Annotated in this window: 22 protein-coding genes and 1 riboswitch; of the genes, 17 read left to right on the top strand and 5 right to left on the bottom strand. The window is 33.8% G+C overall.

The window, feature by feature from the left end; translation table 11 throughout:
* Window positions 1-12: 12 nt before the first annotated feature.
* Window positions 13-1641, top strand: coding sequence for a peptide ABC transporter substrate-binding protein (locus BAU28_RS25685; protein ID WP_071720691.1), 1629 nt, complete (start codon window positions 13-15; stop codon window positions 1639-1641).
* A gap of 68 nt (window positions 1642-1709) precedes the next feature.
* Here the strand turns inward: BAU28_RS25685 and BAU28_RS25680 are convergent, their stop codons facing one another.
* On the bottom strand, window positions 1710-2240 hold the full coding sequence (locus tag BAU28_RS25680) for a GNAT family N-acetyltransferase (RefSeq protein ID WP_071720690.1): 531 nt from the start codon (window positions 2238-2240) through the stop codon (window positions 1710-1712).
* A 143-nt stretch (window positions 2241-2383) separates the two neighbouring features.
* Between BAU28_RS25680 and BAU28_RS25675 the strand changes: the two genes are divergently transcribed.
* From BAU28_RS25675 to BAU28_RS25660, 4 genes are all read left to right on the top strand, one after another.
* The gene (locus BAU28_RS25675) at window positions 2384-3082 is read left to right on the top strand and encodes a response regulator transcription factor (RefSeq protein WP_025150635.1); all 699 of its coding nucleotides are present in this window, start codon (window positions 2384-2386) and stop codon (window positions 3080-3082) included.
* Complete coding sequence (locus tag BAU28_RS25670) at window positions 3048-4139, top strand: sensor histidine kinase (protein WP_071720688.1); 1092 nt, start codon at window positions 3048-3050, stop codon at window positions 4137-4139. The genes BAU28_RS25675 and BAU28_RS25670 overlap by 35 nt, the downstream gene beginning before the upstream one ends.
* 82 nt (window positions 4140-4221) lie before the next feature.
* A complete protein-coding gene (locus BAU28_RS25665) occupies window positions 4222-5082 on the top strand; it encodes a M23 family metallopeptidase (RefSeq protein WP_071720687.1) in 861 nt (286 codons plus the stop codon).
* Window positions 5083-5094: 12 nt separating this feature from the next.
* A complete protein-coding gene (locus BAU28_RS25660) occupies window positions 5095-5928 on the top strand; it encodes an alpha/beta fold hydrolase (RefSeq protein WP_071720685.1) in 834 nt (277 codons plus the stop codon).
* A 117-nt stretch (window positions 5929-6045) separates the two neighbouring features.
* Here the strand turns inward: BAU28_RS25660 and BAU28_RS25655 are convergent, their stop codons facing one another.
* On the bottom strand, window positions 6046-7341 hold the full coding sequence (locus BAU28_RS25655; RefSeq protein ID WP_071720683.1) for an Nramp family divalent metal transporter: 1296 nt from the start codon (window positions 7339-7341) through the stop codon (window positions 6046-6048).
* A 488-nt stretch (window positions 7342-7829) separates the two neighbouring features.
* Here BAU28_RS25655 and trhO point away from each other — a divergent pair, with 488 nt between their 5' ends.
* Window positions 7830-8789 carry an oxygen-dependent tRNA uridine(34) hydroxylase TrhO gene (trhO, locus tag BAU28_RS25650; protein WP_071720681.1) on the top strand — a complete coding sequence of 320 codons (960 nt, stop codon included), beginning with the start codon at window positions 7830-7832 and terminating at the stop codon, window positions 8787-8789.
* Window positions 8790-9023: 234 nt separating this feature from the next.
* Here trhO and BAU28_RS25645 read toward each other — a convergent pair whose 3' ends face one another.
* A complete protein-coding gene (locus tag BAU28_RS25645) occupies window positions 9024-10499 on the bottom strand; it encodes a hypothetical protein (RefSeq protein WP_071720679.1) in 1476 nt (491 codons plus the stop codon).
* 175 nt (window positions 10500-10674) lie between these two features.
* Here BAU28_RS25645 and panE point away from each other — a divergent pair, with 175 nt between their 5' ends.
* Window positions 10675-11613: a 2-dehydropantoate 2-reductase gene (gene panE / locus BAU28_RS25640; protein ID WP_071720677.1), complete on the top strand. Its 939-nt coding sequence runs from the start codon at window positions 10675-10677 to the stop codon at window positions 11611-11613.
* A gap of 73 nt (window positions 11614-11686) precedes the next feature.
* Here panE and BAU28_RS31360 read toward each other — a convergent pair whose 3' ends face one another.
* Window positions 11687-11815, bottom strand: a complete 129-nt coding sequence (locus BAU28_RS31360; protein ID WP_071720675.1) for a hypothetical protein — start codon at window positions 11813-11815, stop codon at window positions 11687-11689.
* Window positions 11816-11955: 140 nt separating this feature from the next.
* Window positions 11956-12102: riboswitch (cyclic di-AMP (ydaO/yuaA leader) on the top strand.
* Between the two features lie 142 nt (window positions 12103-12244).
* Between BAU28_RS31360 and BAU28_RS25630 the strand changes: the two genes are divergently transcribed.
* The 5 genes from BAU28_RS25630 (at window position 12245) to BAU28_RS25610 (ending at window position 19467) form a co-directional block, all read left to right on the top strand.
* Window positions 12245-14071 (top strand): APC family permease, encoded by a 1827-nt coding sequence (locus BAU28_RS25630; RefSeq protein WP_071720673.1) that lies wholly within the window; start codon window positions 12245-12247, stop codon window positions 14069-14071.
* A 602-nt stretch (window positions 14072-14673) separates the two neighbouring features.
* Complete coding sequence (gene nheA, locus BAU28_RS25625) at window positions 14674-15834, top strand: non-hemolytic enterotoxin NHE subunit A (protein WP_071720671.1); 1161 nt, start codon at window positions 14674-14676, stop codon at window positions 15832-15834.
* A gap of 37 nt (window positions 15835-15871) precedes the next feature.
* On the top strand, window positions 15872-17080 hold the full coding sequence (nheB, locus tag BAU28_RS25620; RefSeq protein WP_071720669.1) for a non-hemolytic enterotoxin NHE subunit B: 1209 nt from the start codon (window positions 15872-15874) through the stop codon (window positions 17078-17080).
* A 107-nt stretch (window positions 17081-17187) separates the two neighbouring features.
* Window positions 17188-18267 carry a non-hemolytic enterotoxin subunit C gene (gene nheC / locus BAU28_RS25615; protein ID WP_071720667.1) on the top strand — a complete coding sequence of 360 codons (1080 nt, stop codon included), beginning with the start codon at window positions 17188-17190 and terminating at the stop codon, window positions 18265-18267.
* A 252-nt stretch (window positions 18268-18519) separates the two neighbouring features.
* The gene (locus tag BAU28_RS25610; RefSeq protein ID WP_025151438.1) at window positions 18520-19467 is read left to right on the top strand and encodes a sugar-binding transcriptional regulator; all 948 of its coding nucleotides are present in this window, start codon (window positions 18520-18522) and stop codon (window positions 19465-19467) included.
* Window positions 19468-19515: 48 nt separating this feature from the next.
* On the opposite strand, the gene BAU28_RS25605 is transcribed toward BAU28_RS25610, so the two are convergent.
* Window positions 19516-19878, bottom strand: coding sequence for a hypothetical protein (locus tag BAU28_RS25605; RefSeq protein ID WP_071720664.1), 363 nt, complete (start codon window positions 19876-19878; stop codon window positions 19516-19518).
* 157 nt (window positions 19879-20035) lie between these two features.
* Here BAU28_RS25605 and deoC point away from each other — a divergent pair, with 157 nt between their 5' ends.
* The 5 genes from deoC to BAU28_RS25580 all read left to right on the top strand — a co-directional run bounded on the left by deoC (window position 20036) and on the right by BAU28_RS25580 (window position 24324).
* Window positions 20036-20707 carry a deoxyribose-phosphate aldolase gene (deoC, locus tag BAU28_RS25600; protein WP_001017433.1) on the top strand — a complete coding sequence of 224 codons (672 nt, stop codon included), beginning with the start codon at window positions 20036-20038 and terminating at the stop codon, window positions 20705-20707.
* Window positions 20708-20813: 106 nt separating this feature from the next.
* The gene (locus BAU28_RS25595) at window positions 20814-21995 is read left to right on the top strand and encodes a NupC/NupG family nucleoside CNT transporter (RefSeq protein ID WP_071720662.1); all 1182 of its coding nucleotides are present in this window, start codon (window positions 20814-20816) and stop codon (window positions 21993-21995) included.
* Between the two features lie 36 nt (window positions 21996-22031).
* Window positions 22032-23333, top strand: coding sequence for a pyrimidine-nucleoside phosphorylase (locus tag BAU28_RS25590; RefSeq protein ID WP_071720660.1), 1302 nt, complete (start codon window positions 22032-22034; stop codon window positions 23331-23333).
* 33 nt (window positions 23334-23366) lie between these two features.
* The gene (locus BAU28_RS25585) at window positions 23367-23762 is read left to right on the top strand and encodes a cytidine deaminase (RefSeq protein ID WP_000358532.1); all 396 of its coding nucleotides are present in this window, start codon (window positions 23367-23369) and stop codon (window positions 23760-23762) included.
* A 166-nt stretch (window positions 23763-23928) separates the two neighbouring features.
* On the top strand, window positions 23929-24324 hold the full coding sequence (locus BAU28_RS25580; RefSeq protein WP_002171389.1) for a DUF2871 domain-containing protein: 396 nt from the start codon (window positions 23929-23931) through the stop codon (window positions 24322-24324).
* Window positions 24325-24333 lie beyond the last annotated feature (9 nt).

The raw sequence follows: 24333 nt of genomic DNA, 5'->3' as shown, positions 1-24333 counted from the left end.
GGAGAGCAATTTATGAAGCGAAAAAAGAGTCGTTTAATGGTAATGGCACTTGTTACATCTTTATTTTTAACAGCTTGTACTAATAAAGCTAATAAAAGTGATACAGAGGCTCAAAAACAAGTGTTAAATCTAACAGTATCAGAAGAAATTCCTTCTCTTGATACTGCGAAAACGATGGATGGTACATCAGCGCACGTTATGCAAAACATATTTGAAGGGTTATATGTACTAGATGATCAAGATAATCCTATTCCCGCTGTAGCAAAATCGTTTGAAAGAAGTGAAGATGGTAAAAAATATATATTTGATTTGCGTAAAGATGCAAAGTGGTCAAATGGAGACCCAGTAACAGCAAATGATTTTATGTTTGCGTGGAGACGAGCGGTAAGCCATGAAACAGCGTCTCAATATGCGTACATGCTGTTTTATATAAAAAATGCGAAAGAGATACATAAGGGAGCAATTCCTCCTAATGAACTTGGGGTAAAAGTAGTAGATGATTATACGCTAGAAGTTGAACTAGAACAGCCGACTCCGTATTTTTTACAGTTGCTAGCGCTACCGATATACTTACCGCAGCATGAATCATTTTTGAAAGAACAAGGGCAAAATTATGGACTTGAGCCTAGTAATCTCATATATAATGGTCCATTCGTGTTAGAGAAATGGAAGCATGAACAAGAATTTCAATTAAAGAAAAATAATACATATTGGGATAAAAAGAAAGTGAAATTAGATGAAATAAACTTTCAAATTGTAAAAGATACAATGACAGCTGTAAATTTATATGAAGCGAGTAATCTTGATCGCGTAGCTATTAATTCACAATTTGTAGACAAGTATAAAGGGAAAAAAGAATTGCATATGTCGAGCGATCCTGGAATTGCGATGCTTCGATTTAATGAAAAAAATAAAGCGTTAGCAAATAAAAAAGTTCGTCAATCTATTTCCTTAGCGTTAAATAAAGAAGATTTTGTCGCTCATTTTATTAATAATGGGGCGAAGTCTGCGAATGGACTCGTACCAGAAGGTCACAAAAATGAAGAGACAGGTAAAGATTTCAGAAAAGAAAATGGAGATATTTCTCCATATGATTTACCAAGAGCAAAGAGTATTTGGGAAGAAGCGAAAAAAGAACTTGGGGTAGAACAGATAACAATGGAGTTCTTAACGTTTGAACAAGATAACGCAAAACGTATGGCGGAATATTTAAAAGGTGATTTAGAAAAGAACTTACAAGGATTAACGATACAAATTAAACAACAGCCATTTAAACAAAAGTTGCAATTAGAACAAACAGGTGAGTACGATATATCTATGGTAATTTGGGGACCAGATTATAAAGACCCTATTAGTTATTTAGAGCCATTTACGACAAGCAATCCAAATAATAAAATGAGTTACTCCAATCCTCATTACGATGAGCTAATAAAAAAAGCTGAAAATGATTTTGTACTAGATCAGACAAAAAGATGGGAAGCGTTGCGAGAAGCTGAACGTATCGTATTAGAAGACGCTGCGATAGCACCGCTTTATCATATTGGTTCAGCTTATGTACAAAAGGATTATGTAAAAGGAATTGATAAGCATCAATTTGGTGGTGTTTATACTTATAAGAATGCTTATATCGCTAATAAGTAAAATTATTTATTCTAAAAAAGAAACCTGACTTTTAAAAGTGAGGTTTCTTTTTTTACACATAATTTCTATTAAACCGATTTTAATAAAGAATAAAAATTCGTATCATATGGGATATCATTTTGATACATATAGTTTTTTAGAACCCCTTCTTTTTCAAACCCTAATTTTAATAGCACTTTATTTGAAGCCTCATTTTCAAGAAATACAATTGCCCCGATCCGTTTTAAATGAAGCGTGTGGAAACCGTATGATATAACTTCAGACACTGCCTCAGTAGCATATCCATTTCCCCAGTGTTCAGGGAAAAAGGCATAACTTATATTTGCTCGTTTATGCTCAGAAGACCAATCATGAAAACCAATTGTTCCAATGATTCCTTTCTTGTTCTTTAATTCGATTCCCCATTTTATGCCGTTTCTTGCATTGTAACTCAACTTAAAATTATTAATGATTTGTTTTACTTGATCTACATTCTCTAATGGTTTTTGGCCATAATACCGCAATACTTCAGTATTAGAAAAGCAATGTAATATACCTGTCGCATCTTCTTCGGTAAGTTCTCGCAAAATGAGTCGATCGGTTTTTAATAGAGGAAACATGTCTTCGCTCCTTTTCATATGAAAATAGAATGTATTTGTTATTATATAATTTAATCTGAAAATAAAGATTATTCAAGGTGTAGTGGCGATTTTAATTTATGTTAAACTTAATTGTGGAATATATTTCAAAAAGAGGTTTATATATGGAGAAAAACTCAATTTTAATCGTAGACGATGATCGAGATATTATTCGATTCATAAATGTAAATTTAAAGCAAGAAGGTTTTACGGTTTTTAGTGCTGACAACGGAGAAGAGGCATTAGAGATATTGAATAATAATAATATTCAACTTGCTATCCTTGATGTTATGATGCCTCAAATGGATGGGATTGAATTGTGTAGAAGGATAAGGGAGACGCATAGTATTCCGATTATGTTTTTAAGTGCAAAATCATCAGATGTAGATAAAGTAATCGGATTAAGTACAGGAGCAGATGATTATATCGTAAAGCCATTTAGTACAATTGAATTTATTGCAAGGGTGAAAGCTCAATTAAGAAGATATACATATTTTAATCAAAATACAGTTCAAGTAATTGAAAAAAAAATAAATATTAGAGGTTTAGAAATAGATGAAGTGTCGAGAGCAGTGATGCTATATGGACAGGCAATTAATCTTACGAAAACTGAATATGATATATTGCATTTAATGGCAGCTGCAAGAAATCGTGTTTTCACAATTGAAGAAATATATGAAAGTGTTTGGAATGAAAGGGCTCATGAAAGTAATAATACGGTAATGGTTCACATTGCTAGGTTAAGAAATAAGATTGAGGGAAATCCAAAAGAGCCGAAGTTTATACAAAATGTTTGGGGAGTCGGATATAAAATTGGAGATTAAATTATTACAAGGAATTAGAGCTAAATTCTTTTTCGCATTCATATGTAGTATTTTGTTAGCTACAGTAAGTATCGTATCAGTTCAAATTTTATTAGGAAGTATATATAGTGATGTTGTCGCGTTAGAGGAAAGATATTCATTTCTTTATTTTATAGTTTTTCTTCTTTTAACCACTATATATTTTGCATTACTGTCAAAAACAACTATAAAAAGATTGAATGAGATTAATCAATGTGTGAAGGAAATAAGCAATGGTAATTTGGAAATACATATACCTATTTCGAAAAGCGATGAGATTGGTGAATTAGCGACGAATGTTAATAGAATGGCCCAAAGTTTAAAAGAGTCTATTGAGAATGAAAAAAAATCACAGGAAATGAAAAATGAAATGATTAGTAATATTTCGCACGACTTACGAACGCCTGTAACATCTTTAATAGGTTATGCTGATCTATTAGGAAATAAGCTTCATTCAAATATAGAAGAATGTGAACAATATGTAAGTGTATTAAAGCGAAAGAGCTATGAATTAAAAAGTCAGGTAGATGATTTGCTAGAATACTGTCAAATAAATTATAGAGAAAAAGAATTACATAAAGATGTAATAAATATGAAAGCATTAATTGAACAAATTATGATTGATTTTGTACCACAATTAGATGATGCCAATATGAGCTTTTATATTAAAAGTGATGAGGAGCTACATGTGGAAGTTGATGTAGCACTTATAGTGAGACTATTGGAAAATGTAATTAGTAATAGCATTATGTACGGGAAGGATGGAAAGGAAATTTTGATTCGAATTTCAAAAAGAGCATTGAATGTTGAAATAGAAATTAAAAATTTAGGGCAACGCATTCCAAAGGAGAATCTTCCTTACGTTTTTGAAAAGTTTTACCGTGGTGACAAATCACGTAGCTCTCATACGGGTGGAAAAGGGATGGGACTTGCGATTGCGAAGAGCATAGCATATCTTCATAAAGGGGATATAGCGGTGCGTAGTAACGATGAAGAAACAGTTTTTACTGTTGCTTTATCACAATATAGTAAAACGTAAGAAAGTCGTAAGTATTTCTTTCATATGTTGTAAATTTTACTTCGTATCATGGAGAATAAAGATATGAGAGTAGGGATACAGCATGTGGAAGAAATTTATATTAAAAATTTTAGTTGTTGTTTTAATTACAAGTTGGAGTTTAATTTATTTAGCTAATGGTGTTGTATCAGTTTTCGCTTGGTGGAGCATACAAATTTTCAGCTTATTTTCTATCGTTATTTTACTGGTCTCCTTAATCATTGTTGTATGGGAAATTACCTTTAGAAAATGTATAGATAAAGTGATGATTTTTATTATTCTTTTTTCTCTAATTGGTGTTTGGCCCGCGGGGTGGTTTGGTGGGATGGGGAGGATTGCTTTTCCGGCAGAAGTAGATTCCATGACTCCAAAAGTAGTAGTCCGTTTTCCATTGGATCAACGAGCGCTAATAGGATGGGGTGGTGATCGACTTGATACGAATTATCATGTGATAAAACCAAATGAACGATGGGCATATGATATTCTTATTCCACCTGCTGAAGTGAAAAGTATTAAGTTAGAGGATTACGGAATATATGGGGCAGAAGTAGTAGCGCCAGCTTCAGGAACAGTTGTATCAACTCAAAATGATGAAAGAGATTTAGTTCCAGGGACAGATGATTTTGAATCAATGGCTGGTAATCATATTTATTTACAGTTAGATGAAACAGGGACATATTTGTTTATTGCACATTTAAAGAGAGATTCCATCAAAGTGCGTGAAGGACAACATGTAAGCGAAGGGGAAGTCATTGCTCAAGTTGGTAACTCGGGAAGTTCAAGTGAACCACATTTACATATCCATCATCAAAGACAGGATCCATCCAAGACGAGTATGTTTTTTACGGAAGGATTGCCACTTTATTTTCGAACTGAAAAAGGTGCAGTGATGCCAGAAAGAGGCGAATATATAAAATGGAATTAGGGGGAAGCGCTGATGTGGGAGAAGCATTACGTTGAAACTGATAGAGGGAAATTTGAGTATTTTAAAAAGGGAGAAGGAAAACCACTTTGTGTAACACATTTATACAGTGAGTTTAATAGCAATGGCAACTTATTTGCCTCTGCATTTACGAATCTTTACACAGTGTACCTTATAAATTTAAGGGGGTGTGGAAATTCTACACACGACACAACTGAATTTAATCTAGGAATAGTAGATTCTGTACGTGATTTAGAGGCAATACGTGAAGCGTTAAATATTAAAGAATGGACGTATGCAGGTCATTCAACAGGCGGGATGCTTGCTTTACAGTATGCGGTAATGTGTCCAGAGAATCTTGTGAAAATTATAGCTGGTGGGTTATGTGCATCAGCTGAGTATATGAATCACAAAAATAGTATTTATTGTAGAGAGAACAATCAAAATGCTCGTTTAAAAGAAATATTTGCAGTGCTCAGGGACACAGCTTTTACAATTGATGAGAGGCGTGCGGTAAGTAAAGAGTGGACAATGATGTCTTTGTATAATGAATCAGCATATGACGAAATGATAACTAGACCAAATAGCGGTAAAACAGTATCAAAACGTCTTGATTACTTTTCTTACAAGGAGTTACCTACATTTGATTTACGTCCACAATTAGAGAGTGTATATATAGAGGCTCATATTTACGCTGGAATTTATGATGCACAGTGTCCACATGAATGTGCAATTGAAGTGGCGGAACTTATGCCAAATGCAATATTGTCGACATTTGAATACAGTAGTCATTTTCCGTTTATTGAGGAAGAGAAAGAGTTTAAAAAGTTTGCTGAAAGAACAGTGTAGCATGTAAATAGAAGATACAATAATGAGTCGAAAAAAATATTAATTTAACAATAAAATTTAAAATTAATAAGAGAAGGCTGTCTCTAAAACAATCTTTGGGACAGCCTTCTTCTTTCGTTATCCTGCAAACGTTTGATACAACAAGAAAATATTTAAAACAATAACGAGTGCAGCGATTATCCATGCAATGAATGTTGTAATGCGATGGTTAACGAGTGCGCCCATAATCTTCTTATTACTTGTAAACATAATAAGTGGTACTAATGCAAAGGCAATACCGAATGATAATACAACTTGGCTCATTACGAGAGCGTAAGTTGGGTTTACGCCTAAAGCGATAATAGCGAGAGGCGGAATCATTGTTATAAATCGGCGTAAATATAACGGAATATGCATTCGAATGAATCCTTGCATAATAATATCACCGGACATTGTGCCGACCGAAGAGCTAGATAATCCGGCTGATAAGAGTCCGATTCCAAATAAAGCGGCGGATGCAGGGCCGACTAAATGACTAAATTGATTAAATGCAACATCTAAATCCTCAACATGTAGACCGTTTTTAAAGAATAGTGCAGCAGCAACAATTAGCATACTTGCATTAATAGCTCCTGCGATAACCATTGCAATAATAATATCAATGAATTCGAAGCGGAAAATCTTTTTCTTTTGTTCATCATTTGTTCCGACTACGCGGCGCTGCGTTAAGGCCGAGTGTAAATATATTGCGTGTGGCATTACGGTTGCGCCTAAAATTCCAGCTGCTAATAAGATGCTATCCACACCTTGGAACTTTGGAGTAAATAGTCCTGAAAGAAGAGGGCCTAATTCCGGTTTTGCGTAAAAGACTTGGACACCAAAAGCGATAACAACGATAAATATCATTCCTGTAATAATAGCTTCTAATGGACGAAAGCCTCTGCGTTGAAATTCAAGAATAATAAATGACCCAACCGCTGTAATTAAGGCAGCTGGCAACATCGGAATTCCAAATAGTAAGTATAAGCCGAGTGCTGCCCCGATAAATTCAGCTAAATCTGTAGCCATAATAACGAGTTCCCCTTGAATCCATAAACCAATGGAAACCGGTTTGGGGAAGTTTTCGCGAGCTACTTCAGGAAGGTTTCTCCCAGTAGCGATTCCTAATTTGGCTGATAAAGTTTGAATTAATACAGCCATTAAATTAGAAGCGAGTATTACCCAAAGTAATAAATACCCATATTGTGACCCAGCCGCGATATTTGTAGCGAAGTTCCCGGGATCAATATAAGCAACTGATGCGATGAAAGCAGGCCCTAAGAATGGTAACAGTCTTTTAAAGCCTTTTGTTTGTCCGCTTAACACTAAATGGGCTGATTGAACTGTAGTACTTTGAGAAGGGACTTGTTCATCTTTTGTTATATCTTTATTCATAGTAGTTTTCCCCTTTGAAATCTTAACTTGATGAAATTATTGTATTTATTCTTACTCATTATTTCAATACATTTAAATATATTATGTGGCAATTTCATTTGAACATAAAAGTTTCCTTAATGCAAATTATATGACTGCATGCAATGAATGGTGTGAAGATGTAAAAATATTTTGGGAGTTTATGGTTGCTGAATAAAGGGGAAGATAATAAATTAAAGGGCTGTTTTTGAAATTTATGTGAACATAAAGCCTATATTACAGCATATTAATTGATGGAAATGAAATTGTATGATATATAATATATTGGGATTACAACATAACCGTAGTGTTTTGTTCTGTAATCTTGTTTTTATTTCTGTTAACTTATAGAAAAAATTGTAAATAGAAGAAAATGTGCTGACTATGCAAACTTTTTCTTATTATATATGTTTTGATATGAACGTTAACTTATACATGATTTTAAAATTTAGATAGGTGGTAGAAATACATTGGCAACTACAAAACCATATAGAGTATTACTGTATTACATGTACACAACAATTGAAAATCCAGAAGAATTCGCTGCTGAGCATTTAGAATTTTGTAATTCACTTGAATTAAAAGGAAGAATTCTTGTAGCAACAGAAGGAATTAACGGAACTTGTTCGGGAACTGTTGAACAAACAGAGAAATACATGGAAGCAATGAAGAACGACCCACGCTTTGATGGAATCGTGTTTAAAGTAGATGAAGAAGATGAGCATGCATTCAAGAAAATGCACGTGCGTCCTCGACCGGAGTTAGTTACACTTCGTCTAGAAGATGACATTAATCCGAAAGAAATAACTGGGAAATATTTAGAGCCAAAAGATTTCTATGAGGCAATGAAACAAGATGATACAGTTATCATTGATGCACGAAATGATTATGAGTTTGATTTAGGACACTTCAAAGGTGCAATTAAACCTGATATTGAATCATTCCGTGAATTACCAGATTGGATTAGAGAAAATAAAGAAACACTTGAAGGTAAAAAGATTTTAACGTACTGTACAGGCGGAATTCGTTGTGAGAAGTTTTCTGGTTGGTTAGTTCGAGAAGGTTATGAAGATGTAGGTCAGCTTCACGGCGGAATTGTAACTTACGGAAAAGATCCAGAAGTACAAGGTGAACTTTGGGATGGTCAATGTTACGTATTTGATGAGCGTATCTCTGTACCAGTAAACCGAAAAGAGCACGTTATTGTAGGTAAAGATCACTTTACGGGTGAACCGTGTGAGCGCTATGTAAACTGTGCAAATCCAGAATGTAACAAGAAAATTTTATGCTCTGAAGAAAATGAAGCAAAACATTTACGTGCATGTTCTCATGAATGTCGTGTGCACCCACGTAATCGTTATGTAGCACAACACGAATTAACAGAAGAGCAAGTAGCTGCTGCATTAGAGCAAATCGAAGCAGGGAAGTAAGCAGAATTAGTGTAATAAAAAAAGAGGATATTCCAAAGTTCATTTTGGAATATCCTCTTTTTTATTATATATAACTATTGTCAGTTTTTGTCGGCCAATCGATATATCTTAAAAATCGTTGATATATTTTGAGTTGCGGTCGATATATTTTAAAAATCGCCGATAAAAATTTCATTTACTAACGTACGGCACGCATTACAAAATTGAAAAATCATCTTTTGGAGCCAAGAGTCTTTAATTCTTATCCTCTTTCTCTTTCACAGCAGACAATACAGTTTGTTTTACCCATGCTTTACGATTCCTATGTTGTATAGCCCATTGGTATAAACCTTGCACACCTAAAATAAGTGAAATGACTATGCCGCTAAACGCGATTAAAAGAGCAAAATATTCTAGGGGTGAAGATATATGATTTGAATCAGTGTTTTTCAAAAGGTCAATCATAGTAAACCCTAGCATTTGGCCCACTACAGAGTAGAGGGTTAAAATTAATAATAAAAGGCTATCTTTTTTAGAGGCAACATTTTCTTGATATTTAAACAAACTATCAAGATTTTGTTTCGCATTCGTGAACAGTATTTCAATATTGAAAAGCTTTCTTAAACGAAAGAAAATATCTTCACTTTGTGACTGAGATACTAATTCTAAAGAAAAATAATTAGCTGTAAACGAATTGATAGAGTAAATTAACTTCTCTATCTCATTTGTATCCTGTTCAATATTTAGTTCAGCATAAGCGTTTGCCATTTTTAATAATACAATTTTATGAAATAAGTTTAATAATAAAGCGTAATAATATTCCCCATACATTTGACTAGCAAGTTTAGCTATTTTATTATCATCTTCGTTCGTAATACATGTGAAAATATGTTCTTCCATTATGAAATAACGATTAGGAGCCCACCTTTGATAGGCGTGCTGTTTTAAGTAATCATTAATATAAGGGAGATTGTTCGCACTTACATATGGTTTACCATTACTTGATAATCCAGAAAGACTGGAAGTACGATAAACATCAATAACGTTAAGTTCCATATTTTCTTTTAGCGATAACAAAGTTTGCACGTACATTCTTTGGTCTTCAAAGAAAGGAAAAGTTTGAAAGTAAGAACTTCTTAATCTTTTCTTTTCAAAAAAATCTGTTAAGCCGTTAAATAAATAACCGAAAATGAATTTTTCAACTTGGGAATATTTTTTCCCATCGCATGTTATGCAAATGTTTTCGTCCGTTTCATTTCTCGTTTCAAGTACACGGAATCGTGTAGCGAATTCTATTGCGTCTGATAGTGTCATATTTGGAGAGATGTTAACTTCAGTTCGAATTGTTAGGAACCCAAGTTCATAAGGGCATAATGTTACATCGATTGAGTGCACCGTGAACGGGACAGAGATTAGATTTGTTGTTAAATGTCCGTTTAAATTAAGATCTTTAGAATAGCGCTGTAATCCTTTTTGATGCTCAGAATGAGGAAAGAGAATTTTATTCGTAAATGAAAGATAGTATGCTTCCATATTTTGATGTGAAACATGAAACTCCCCGTAATATGTATTTTCATCTTCGAGATGATCGAGTCGAAAGGGCCGGAAATCATTTTTTTGTAAGAAAGGGAACATATTTTGTTCATATCCACTTTTGAACGAAAATGGGAAAATAAATTGAAAAATAGCTGTTGATACATATTTTTCTTCGATTGTTTGTATTGCCTCCATTTACATAGTTTCCTTTCAATATAAGCTATAGAAACAACATGCCCAAATCTTCTTAAAAATAACCACTGTTTTTCACTCGATTAAGAATGAAAATTCATCTTATTCATTAGGGGACATGTACAATATTATGTATACTAAAAGTAGTATTATCATGTTTTGAAAAGGGGGATGTAATATGCGCATTTTAGTATTAGGAGCTGGAGGCGTTGGTGGATTTTTTGGTGGACGACTAGTAGAGAAGGGAGAAGATGTTACTTTTCTCGTTCGTAGTAGACGGAAACAACAATTAGAGGAAAAAGGTCTTGTTATTCGAAGCGTTAACGGAGATTTTTCATTTCAACCGAAATTAATAACGAAAGAAGATATCACTGCTCCATTTGATGTGATTTTATTTTCAACAAAAGCATATCACCTAAAAGAGGCAATAGTAGATTTGAAATCATTTGTAGGTGAGAATACAGTCATAATCCCGCTATTGAATGGTATGGCTCATTTATCACTATTACAAAAAGAGTTTGGTGAGGAAAAGGTGATTGGTGGTTTATGCTTTATTGAAACGACATTAAATAGCGAAGGGGATGTCGTACAAACTAGTGCTGCAAACAGACTTGTATTTGGGGAAATTAAGCCTCAAGATTCAGAGAGGATGCAACGTATTTCGAAAGTATTTGCGGGTACGAAAGCTAGTTTTATTTTAAGTGAAAATATTTTGCAGGACATGTGGCACAAATATTTATTTATCACCGTAATGTCAGGAGTGACAACATTAATGCGTGCGCCAATAGGGCCGATTCGTGAAAGTGAAGGTGGACGTGAATTTATCCGAAATGTATTTGAGGAATCTATGCAAATTATGAGGGCATTTGGAGCTCCAGTTAAGGATAATATTGTTGAGGAACATATGAAAACAATTGATAAAATTTCTTATGATATGAAGTCCTCTATGCAGCGTGATATGGAAAAAGGTTCGCTCGTTGAAGGGAAACATTTGCAAGGATACTTATTGGAATTAGCGGAGCAATTTTCTATAAATGTGCCTTTATTAGGCGTTGTATATCAAAATTTAAAGGTATATGAAGAAATGATCTTAAGCGAAAAAAAAGTACAATTTTAATAGTATGAAAAAAGGGAAAGGATAGCAAAATATAAATACGTTGCTATCCTTTTTTATGTTCATTTTTGACAATCTACTCGTTTCTTTCAGTTCTTTTTGTCGTGTTTCTCTCTTTTTCACGGTTACCATATAACTGATTAATTTCATTTGCTACTGTATCTAAATATAAATCGGAAAAAAGTGGCTTCTTTTCTTTAGACATACGGGTCTCCTTTGTGGATTTTTTAGTATTCATTATGCATGTTTATCGGTGGATTATGCGCAATCATTTTAAATTTTTTCGTTTTTAAAATTTTTGTTTACTTTTTGAAAATAAAGGAGTATTATAATCCACAGTTTCAATTTTCTAAATCGCTGAGACCGCATGGTGCGGGGGACCCGTTTTAATGGATTAGTGCATAATTCAATGGGGTGAATCCTTGAAAAAGGTAGGGCTACTCATAGGCCCGAATCCGACAGCTAACCTCGTAAGCGTTATATTGAGAAGGAAGGTGGAGCTTGTGCGACAAAAAAATTAATGTCTACAAGTCTATTCGTTATGGCTTGTAGACATTTTTGCTTTCTGAAGAAATAGTTTATTGGTTGTGACTAGCAGAATGGTTCGTACAAAATTATTGGAGAGTGGACAGCAGTGGTTTCATCTATAAAAAAATTTTTAATTGGAAGACCGTTAAAATCAACCGAGTTAGGAGAACAAAAGCTTAATAAAACGAAGGCGTTAGCGATTTTATCTTCTGACGCATTGTCATCGGTTGCTTACGGTCCAGAGCAAATTTTAATTGCATTAGCAGGTCTTGGAGCAGTAGCTTATTGGTATTCTATTCCAATAGCTGTTGGGGTATTAGTATTATTGACAGCTCTTATTTTATCTTATCGACAAATTATTTTTTCTTACCCTCATGGCGGGGGGGCATATGTTGTATCAAAAGAAAATTTAGGGATGAATCCAGGCTTAATAGCAGGAGGATCTTTATTAGTTGATTACATTTTAACTGTTGCAGTAAGTGTGTCTGCAGGTACAGACGCGCTCACATCTGCTTTTCCTAGCTTACATGCACATAATGTAATCATTGCGATTATATTTGTCATATTGATTACTATTTTGAATTTAAGAGGGGTAACGGAATCAGCTTCGATTTTAGCATATCCTGTTTATTTATTTGTTTTAGCATTATTTATACTAATTGGTGTAGGAATATATAATATTTTAACTGGTCACGTTTCACCGACTTTACATTCGCCAATTGGAACACCCGTTGCAGGAATTAGTTTGTTTTTACTGTTAAGAGCATTTGCTTCAGGAAGCTCTGCTTTAACAGGTGTTGAAGCAATCTCTAATGCAATCCCAAATTTTAAAGATCCTTCTCCGAACAATGCGGCAAAAACATTGCTTGCGATGGGGGCTTTACTTGCCGTTTTATTTTCGGGAATTGTCTTTTTAGCTTACTATTATGGCATTAATCCAAGTAAACAAGTAACGGTTGTTTCACAAATCGCTGAACAAACATTTGGACGTAATTTCATGTACTATTTCATACAAGGTACAACAGCTTTAATATTAATTCTTGCTGCTAATACAGGATATTCTGCATTTCCATTATTGGCGGTTAATCTTGCGAAAGATAAGTTCATCCCGAGAATGTTTACAATTAGAGGAGACCGTCTAGGGTATTCAAACGGTATTATTATACTTGGGATTGCTTCGATTATTTTAATTGTAGCTTTCCAAGGGAAAACAGAACACTTGATTCCGCTATATGCGGTAGGGGTATTTATTCCATTTACACTTTCTCAAACTGGAATGGTACTAAAATGGCTTCGTGAAAAACCTGAGGGATGGATGTTACGATTAACGATTAATTTAACTGGTGCAGTTATTAGTTTTATCGTTATGAGTATGTTCTTTTTAACTAAATTCGCGCAAGTTTGGTCAATACTTATTTTCTTACCTGCAATCATCTTCTTGTTTCATCGAATTAAGAAGCATTACGATGCAGTCGGTGATCAATTAAGTTTAAAGACTTGTGAACCGCTTATTCCGATTGAGGGGAATGTAATTGTTGTTCCTGTAGCTGGCATGACTCATGTAGTAGAAAATTCATTGAACTATGCTAAGGCTCTTTCTCCAGATCAAGTTATTGCTGTATATGTTTCTTTTGACAGAGAAGAGGAAAAGAAATTTGAAGAGAAATGGAAGAAGTGGCAACCTGAAGTAAGGCTTGTTACATTACATTCTCATTATAGAAGTATTATTCAGCCGCTAACTAAGTTCATTGATACAGTGCAATATAAAGCGAGTGAATCAAATTACCGAGTTACGGTCGTTATACCACAGTTTATTCCGAAAAAAGGTTGGCATAACATTCTTCATAATCAGTCTAGTTTACTCATTCGTGCGTTTCTACTGTATCGAAGAAATGTTGTTATTACGACAGTGCCATATCATTTGAAAAAATAAGAAAAATAAATTTTAGAGATAGCTTCACTTTTGTGAAGCTATCTTTTTGTATGTTCTATGCATAATTGCATATCGACCTAAAAGATATACTAATATAATTTTATTGTTTGTGGGTTAGTCACGTTTTCTAGTGTAAGTTATGGATATTTCAATTGAGTTAGTCTCTCGGATTTTATTTTGAAATAAGGACATGAGAGCTTGAAAATAAAGGGAATTAAAATACTTCTTTACGGTAGATAAATAGCTGTGTTTAAATGACCTTACAGTACAAAACTTAAATGGAAACAAAACGAAATTTCATATTTTCATACGTTAATTAGTTTAAAATGAATAATATTTTTATGTAATATATTCACTGTGTGAATGTGGGAATTGCGATAAAATAGAAATTTTATACAATATTATTCATACTAAGCACATATGAAAAGTTATGAAATGTTTTATAACAATAAGTAAGTACTGTAGCAATAAAACTTGAGAGAGGTGGTTAGTACATGAATCACGATGAGAACGTTCTCTATTTTTAACCATCTCAATATATGTAAGAAAATAAAATAATACAATGCGATATTAATAGTTGCTAATACATAGGAGGAGTTAAAGTGAAAAAGACTTTAATTACAGGGTTATTGGTTACAGCAGTATCTACGAGTTGCTTCGTTCCTGTAAGCGCTTACGCTGAGGGGGGGCAAACAGAAGTGAAAACAGTATATGCGCAAAATGTAATTGCTCCAAATACATTATCAAATTCAATTAGAATGTTAGGATCACAGTCACCGCTCATACAAGCATACGGATTAGTTATTTTGCAACAACCAGACATTAAGGTAAATGCTATGAGTAGTTTGACGAATCACCAAAAGTTTGCAAAGGCGAATGTACGAGAGTGGATAGATGAATATAATCCGAAGTTAATTGACTTAAACCAAGAGATGATGAGATATAGCACTAGATTTAATAGCTATTATAGTAAGCTCTATGAACTAGCAGGAAAAGTAAATGAAGATGTACAGGCCAAAGCAGATTTTACAAGCGCATATGGAAAATTGCAATTGCAAGTACAAAGCATCCAAGAGAGTATGGAGCAAGACCTATTAGAATTAAATCGATTTAAATCGGTATTAGACAAAGATAGTAGCAATTTATCAATTAAAGCTGATGAAGCAATAAAAACACTGCAGGGATCAAGTGGAGATATTGTGAAATTAAGAGAAGACATAAAAAGAATTCAAGGGGAAATTCAAGCTGAACTAACAAACATTTTGAACAGACCACAAGAAATTATTAAAGGTTCTATTAATATCGGAAAACAAGTATTTACAATCACTAATCAAACTGCACAAACGAAAACAATTGATTTTGTTTCTATCGGTACTTTAAGTAATGAAATTGTAAATGCTGCAGATAGTCAAACGAGGGAAGCAGCTCTTCGTATTCAACAAAAGCAAAAAGAGCTATTACCACTTATTCAAAAGTTATCACAAACTGAATCAGAGGCGACTCAAATTACATTCGTTGAAGATCAAGTAAGTAGTTTTACAGAACTAATTGATCGCCAAATCTCAACTTTAGAAACGTTATTAACAGATTGGAAAGTTTTAAATAATAATATGATCCAAATTCAAACAAACATTGAAGAAGGCACGTATACAGACAGTAGTTTACTTCAAAAACATTTCAATCAACTTAAAAAAATAAGTGATGAAATGAATAAGCAAACAAATCAATTTGAAGATTACGTTACAAACGTTGAAGTACATTAAAAAGAAAAATAATTAGCGATATAGGGAGAGAAGAAAAATGACAAACAAACCTTATAAAGTAATGGCTCTATCAGCACTTATGGCAGTATTTGCAGCAGGGAATATTATGCCGGCCCATACTTATGCAGCTGAAAGTACAGTAAAACAAGCTCCAGTTCATGCGGTAGCAAAAGCTTATAATGACTATGAAGAATATTCATTAGGACCAGAAGGCCTGAAAGATGCAATGGAAAGAACAGGTTCAAACGCTTTAGTAATGGATCTGTACGCTTTAACAATTATTAAACAAGGTAATGTTAACTTTGGAAATGTAACGTCGGTTGATGCTGCTTTAAAAGGTAAAGTTATTCAGCATCAAGATACGGCTAGAGGAAATGCAAAACAATGGTTAGATGTATTAAAGCCACAGCTTATTTCAACGAATCAAAATATTATTAATTACAATACGAAGTTCCAAAATTATTACGATACTTTAGTTAAGGCTGTAGATGAGAAGGATAAAGCTACACTTACGAAAGGTCTAACTAGATTATCAAGTAGTATTAATGAAAATAAAGCGCAAGTAGATCAGTTAGTAGAAGATTTGAAGAAATTCCGAAATAAAATGACTGGGGATACTCAAAACTTCAAAAGCGATGCAAATCAAATTACATCCATTTTAGCTAGTCAAGATGCTGGAATTCCGCTTCTGCAAAATCAAATCACAACGTATAATGAAGCAATTAGTAAATATAATGCAATTATTATCGGTTCATCTGTTGCGACAGCATTAGGACCAATTGCAATTATCGGTGGCGCGGTTGTTATTGCTACTGGAGCAGGAACTCCGCTAGGAATCGCATTAATTGCAGGCGGAACAGCAGCTGTAGGTGGTGGAACAGCTGGAATTGTACTAGCTAAAAAAGAACTTGATAATGCACAATCTGAAATTCAAAAAATAACAGGACAAATTACAACGGCTCAATTAGAAGTAGCAGGTTTAACAAACATTAAAACACAAACAGAATATTTAACAAACACTATTGATACTGCAATTACAGCATTGCAAAATATTTCAAACCAATGGTATACAATGGGATCAAAATACAATTCTTTACTTCAAAATGTAGATTCAATTAGTCCAAACGACCTTGTTTTCATTAAAGAGGATTTAAACATTGCGAAAGATAGCTGGAAAAACATTAAAGACTATGCAGAAAAGATTTATGCTGAAGATATTAAAGTAGTAGATACGAAAAAAGCATAATCGAATACGAATCGTTAGAGCGTTAAGTATTGATGAATGATTTGAAGCTCCTGTTCAGTTGTGAGCAGGAGCTTTTTATATCCTTATAAAGAGAATAGGTGAAAAGTATGCAGAAAAGATTTTATAAAAAATGTCTTTTAACGCTAATGATTGCTGGGGTGGCAACGAGTAATGCGTTTCCTTTACATCCTTTTGCAGCAGAACAAAATGTAAAAGCATTACAAGAAAATGCGAAAAATTATTCTCTCGGTCCAGCAGGATTCCAAGATGTAATGGCGCAAACGACATCAAGCATATTTGCAATGGATTCATATGCAAAACTAATTCAAAATCAACAAGAGACTGATTTGAGTAAAATAAGTTCAATTAATGGTGAGTTAAGAGGGAATATGATTCAGCATCAAAAAGATGCAAAAATTAACGCATCATATTGGCTAAATGAAATGAAACCTCAAATTATGAAGACAGATCAAAATATTATTGATTTTAATAATACGTTTCAGACATACTATAATCGTTTATTAGCAGCGATTGATCAAAAAGATAGTGTGAAGTTTAAAGCAGATTTAGAAAAATTATATGCGGACATTTTAAAGAATCAAAATGAGGTAGACGTATTATTAGGGAATTTAAAAGCTTATCGCGATAGAATGGCGAAGGATACAAATAGCTTTAAAGAAGACTCGAATCAATTAACAGCGATTTTAGCAAGTACGAATGCTGGTATTCCAGCTCTGGAACAGCAAATCAATACATATAACGATTCGATTAAAAAGAGTAACGATATGGTCATTGCTGGTGGGGTACTTTGCGTAGCGCTAATTACATGTCTTGCTGGCGGACCGATGATTGGGATTGCGAAAAAAGATATTGCAAATGCAGAACGAGAAATAGCCAATTTAAAGGATAGAATTTCTGGAGCACAAGCAGAAGTGGCAACTTTGACAGATGTGAAAAATAAAACAACAAATATGACAGAAACAATTGACGCAGCAATTACTGCATTGCAAAATATATCAAATCAATGGTATACGGTAGGTGCAAAATATAATAATTTACTACAAAACGTAAAGGGAATCAGTCCTGAAGAATTTACATTTATAAAAGAAGATTTAAATACGGCGAAAGATAGCTGGACAGATGTAAAGAATTATACAGAGAAATTACATGAAGGCGTGACGAAGTAAAGTTTTAGCCGAATTATAATACAGGTGCTATTTTTGTCATTATTTGTTGATAAGTCGATATATTTGAAAAACCTTTGATATAATTTCATTTACTTTGGTACGGTTCTAAAAAGGGATGTAACCTAGTCAAAAACTTCGACTTAGGGGACATCCCTTTATTTTTTATTGTTCATTAGTCGAAATTTCTTGCATAAAGCTGTATAATGCTTGTAACGAAAGGGAAATACAGGAAAGGATATGTAATTAGTTACTATGGATAAAGATAAACAACAATTAAGTGTCGAAGTTGCAAGATTATATTATCAATCAGATTATAGTCAGCAAGAAATTGCTAATAAATTAAATATTTCAAGACCTACGATTTCTAGATTATTAAAGTATGCAAAAGAAAAAGGGTTTGTTCAAATTAGTATAGCTGATCCATTTGCTGATTTAGATAACGTAGGGAATTTACTTAAAGAAAAGTATAATTTGTTAGAGGCTCATGTTGTATTTTCTCCTGTACCAGAATATGCAACGATTACGGAGTACATTAGTAAATATGCTGCTGAGTATATGGAAAAGACAGTTGAAAACGGTGATATCGTTGGTGTTAGCTGGGGAATGACGATGTATGAAATCGCTAGAAAAATCGTACCGCAACATGTAAAAGGGGTAGAGGTTGTTCAATTAAAAGGTGGCATTAGTCACTCGAGTGTAAATACATATGCGAATGAGACAATTGCTTTATTTGCAGATGCTTTTCAAACGACGCCAAGAAATCTACCACTTCCAGTTATATTTGATAATGCGGTAACAAAAGAATTAGTAGAGCAAGATAGACATATTCATCATATTATCGAAATGGGAAAACAAGCAAACATTGCAATTTTCACTGTCGGAACAGTGCGTGATGAAGCGTTATTATTCCGATTAGGATATTTAGATAAGGATGAAACGAGCTTACTGAAAAAACAAGCGGTCGGTGACATTTGTTCACGTTTCTTTGATGGAGACGGAAATATTAGTAGCGAAGAAATTAATCAGCGTACAATTGGAATTGAGTTAGAAGAATTAAAGTTAAAGAAACGTTCTATTTTAGTTGCAGGTGGTAATAGAAAAATAAAAGCAATTGATGGAGCGTTAAGTGGTGGGTATGCAAATGTGCTAATTATAGATCAGCATACGGCGAAAGAATTGTTACATTATCAAAAAGGTTAGAAATAAAAGGCTTTCTCAAAAGGATACTTTTGAGAAAGCCTTTTATTTTTAGTATGAATAAATCAATGTGTAGTACCTTGTAAAGTATTTGTAAGGAACGCTCTTTGATTGATCTCCTTTTTCAAAAATTAGTGAGTTAGCCATAATATCTCTATCTACAAAACTCCATCCATCTTGTTCCATCTTTTCGATAAAAGGTTCCATTTTTCCTCGTTTTACTAAGTATGGTGATTGCTCATCTATCGAACTTACTTCTACCATCTCTTTATCGTGAATAACCATTTTAGACATAGCTAAAGCAAATGGAATGGGGTTACCTTCTTGGAAAATAACATCCCTTTTTTGAAAAATAAATATGGATAGTAAGGTGCATACTAGCAATGTGAATATAAAGAATTTTGATTTTAACAAGGGGATCACATCCTTTCAATTACAAGTTTACACTATTTTCAATTTATCTCAATAAATTCCTTCTTGGAAAAGAATGAACAAAATTTCAAAAGTGTATTTACATTTGTTCAACTAAGAGTTAGAATGAAGTTGTTAAAAGATATGAGGAGTGAAGATAATGAACATTGCAAAGTTAATTGACCATACAATTTTAAAAGCTAATTCTACAAAAGAAGATGTTATGAAAGTAATCGAAGAAGCAAAGGAATATAAATTCGCTTCTGTTTGTATTAATCCTACATGGGTAAAGCTAGCTGCTGATGAATTAGCTGGACATGATGTAGATGTTTGTACTGTAATCGGTTTCCCATTAGGAGCAAGCACTACTGAAACAAAAGCATTTGAAACAAAAGATGCTATCGCAAAAGGTGCAACTGAAGTTGATATGGTAATCAACGTTGGTGCTTTAAAAGATGGCGACAATGAACTTGTTGAAAAAGATATTTATGAAGTAGTACAAGCAGCGAAAGGAAAAGCTCTTGTAAAAGTTATTATTGAAACTTGCCTTCTAACAGACGAAGAAAAAGTTCGTGCTTGTGAATTATCAGTGAAAGCTGGTGCTGATTTCGTAAAAACTTCAACTGGATTCTCAACTGGCGGAGCAACTGCAGAAGATATCGCATTAATGCGTAAAACAGTTGGACCAAATGTTGGTGTAAAAGCATCTGGTGGCGTTCGTACACGTGAAGATGCAGATAAAATGGTAGCTGCTGGAGCTTCTCGCGTTGGAGCAAGTGCTAGTGTTGCAATCGTATTAAATGATGCAAAAGGTGCTACAGATAACTACTAATTAATAATGAAGTAAAGAGCAATAGATACACCTTTAAAGTAAAGTGTATCTATTGCTTTAACAATTGAAAAAAATGTAAGCGGATACGAATGGGAGGAGACGGCTTATGAAATACTTAATCGGTGTTTTAGGCCTCGTATTGATTTTAGGTATCGCTTGGCTTGCTAGTAATGATAAAAAGAAAGTCAAATTTCGCCCAATCATAACGATGGTTATATTACAATTCATTTTGGGATTTTTATTATTAAATACGAGTATTGGGAATATATTAATTAGCGGAATCGCTGATGGTTTTGGAGAATTATTAAAGTATGCCGCTGATGGTGTTAATTTCGTATTTGGTGGATTAGTAAATCAAAAAGAGTTTTCATTCTTTTTAGGGGTATTAATGCCAATTGTATTTATATCAGCGTTAATAGGTATCTTACAACATATTAAAATACTGCCTTTTATCGTGAAGTATATTGGTCTAGCTTTAAGTAAAGTAAACGGTATGGGGAAACTTGAGTCATATAATGCGGTAGCTTCTGCAATTTTAGGACAATCTGAAGTGTTTATTTCAGTAAAAAAACAACTAGGATTATTGCCAGAAAAAAGAATGTACACTTTATGTGCATCCGCAATGTCTACAGTTTCAATGTCTATCGTTGGATCGTACATGGTTTTATTGAAGCCGCAATATGTAGTAACCGCTTTAGTACTTAACTTATTTGGTGGTTTTATAATTGCTTCTATTATTAACCCATATGAGGTTACTGAAGAAGAAGATATGTTAGAAGTACAAGAAGAAGAGAAAAAGACCTTTTTTGAAGTATTAGGGGAATATATTATAGATGGATTTAAAGTTGCGATTACAGTAGCAGCTATGTTAGTTGGCTTCGTTGCTCTGATTGCCTTTATTAATGCATTATTTAAAGGTGTAATCGGTATCTCATTCCAAGAAATTCTTGGTTATGTATTTGCACCATTTGCATTTATTATGGGCGTTCCGTGGCATGAAGCAGTTAATGCCGGCAATATTATGGCGACAAAACTTGTATCAAATGAATTTGTAGCGATGACAGATTTAGCACAAGGAAACTTTAATTTCTCAGCTAGAACAACAGCGATTATATCTGTATTCTTAGTTTCATTTGCAAACTTCTCTTCAATTGGAATTATTGCAGGAGCAGTGAAAAGCTTAAATGAAAAACAGGGGAACGTAGTCGCAAGATTCGGCTTGAAATTACTTTTCGGTGCAACATTAGTAAGTTTCTTATCAGCGACGGTTGTTGGCTTACTATTTTAATAGATTCATATAATATGAAAAGGAATGGTGATTGTAATGAGAATGGTAGATATTATTGCGAAAAAACGTGATGGAAAAGAATTAACGACTGAAGAAATTAATTTCTTTATTAATGGTTATACAGACGGAAGTATTCCTGATTATCAAGTGAGTGCACTTGCAATGGCAATCTTCTTCCAGGATATGACGGATCGTGAACGTGCAGACTTAACAATGGCAATGGTTGAGTCTGGAGAAACTATCGACTTATCAGCAATTGAAGGCATTAAAGTAGATAAGCATTCAACTGGCGGTGTTGGTGATACAACAACATTAGTATTAGGACCATTAGTTGCTGCTTTAGATGTACCAGTAGCAAAAATGTCTGGCCGTGGTTTAGGACATACGGGCGGAACAATTGACAAATTAGAAGCAGTAGAAGGATTCCACGTTGAAATTACAAAAGAACAATTCATTGATATTGTAAACCGTGACAAAGTGGCAGTTATCGGACAAACTGGAAATTTAACACCTGCTGATAAAAAAATCTATGCATTACGTGATGTAACAGGAACGGTAAACTCAATTCCTCTAATCGCAAGTTCAATTATGAGTAAAAAAATTGCAGCTGGCGCCGATGCAATCGTACTTGATGTAAAAACAGGTGCAGGAGCATTTATGAAAACAGAAGAGGATGCAAAAGAATTAGCACATGCAATGGTACGTATCGGAAATAATGTTGGACGTCAAACGATGGCAGTTATTTCAGATATGTCACAACCTCTTGGTTTTGCGATTGGTAACGCTCTAGAAGTGAAGGAAGCAATTGATACTTTAAAAGGTGAAGGTCCAGAAGATTTAACAGAATTAGTACTTGTATTAGGTAGTCAAATGGTTGTACTTGCGAAAAAAGCCAATACATTAGAAGAAGCTCGTGAAATGTTACTGGAAGTTATGAAAAACGGAAAAGCAACTGAGAAATTTAAAGAGTTCTTAAGCAATCAAGGTGGAGACAGCTCGATTGTAGATAATCCAGAAAAAATGCCACAGGCGAAGTATGTAATTGATGTACCTGCTAAAACTTCAGGTGTTATTTCAAACATTGTTGCAGATGAAATCGGTATCGCAGCTATGTTACTTGGTGCAGGCCGTGCAACGAAAGAAGATGAAATCGATTTAGCTGTAGGTTTAATGTTACGTAAAAAAGTTGGCGATGAAGTAAAAGAAGGCGAGCCATTCGTAACAATCTATGCAAATCGTGAAAATGTAGAAGATGTAAAAGCTAAAATTTATGAAAACATTTCTATCTCTGAAACAGCAGTGGCTCCTAAATTAGTTCATACAGTTATTACTGATTAATCATAATTACATTTACTTTGAGGAGGAAATAATATGGATAAGAAAAAATATATTGAAGAAGCAAATAAGATGTTATCAAAAGCATATATTCCGTATTCAAAATTTCCTGTTGGTGCAGCGTTAGTTACGAAAGAAGGTAAAATCTATACTGGTTGTAATATAGAAAATGCTTCTTACGGATTATGTAACTGTGCAGAAAGAACGGCAATCTTTAAAGCAGTCTCAGAAGGTGAGCGTGACTTTAGTTATTTAGTCATTACAGGCGAAACTGACGGACCAATTTCACCATGTGGTGCATGTAGACAAGTTATTGCTGAATTTTGTGATCCGAAAATGCCTGTTTTACTAACGAATGTAAAAGGCGATGAAAAAGAAGTGACGGTTGAACAGTTGTTGCCGGGTGCTTTCTCAATTGAAGATTTAAAATAAGATAAAAAGGGCCTTCCACAATCAACAGTTGTGGAAGGTCTTTTTTTGTATAAAAAGAACAATGTAATATTCTGTTCATATTCCGTTCATAAACTTTGAGTAAAATGATTGCAGCGAATATGGAAAGTGACGATATTAATTGTCGTTCTACAGCAGGAGGAATATAATGAAGAAATTATATAATGCAGCATTCATGTACTTAATTATTGGCTTATTATCAGGTGTATTTGCAAGAGAGTATACAAAAGCACAAGGAATTAAAGGATCCACTATGTTACAGCTAGTGCATACGCACGTATTAGTATTAGGATTCATATTCTTTTTGGTTGCTTTAGCTTTATTTAAAGTGTTTCATGTACAAGAAACAAAAAGCTTCCGCGCATGGTTTGTTGTTTATAATGCAGGATTAATTTTTACTATCGCTACAATGGTATTTAGAGGTCTTCTACAAGTAAACGGAACGGACTTTAACGGTTTAAGCCATATGGCTGGATTAGCTCATGTCATTATTAGTGTCGGGCTTGTTTGGTTTATGATTTTGCTAAAAAAGTCGTTTAAATAGATAGGAGTG

Source organism: Bacillus paramycoides (genome assembly GCF_001884235.1).
Taxonomy (GTDB): domain Bacteria; phylum Bacillota; class Bacilli; order Bacillales; family Bacillaceae_G; genus Bacillus_A; species Bacillus_A paramycoides.
Note: the sequence above shows the minus strand (reverse complement) of the source record. Positions and strands in the feature narration are given on the sequence as shown.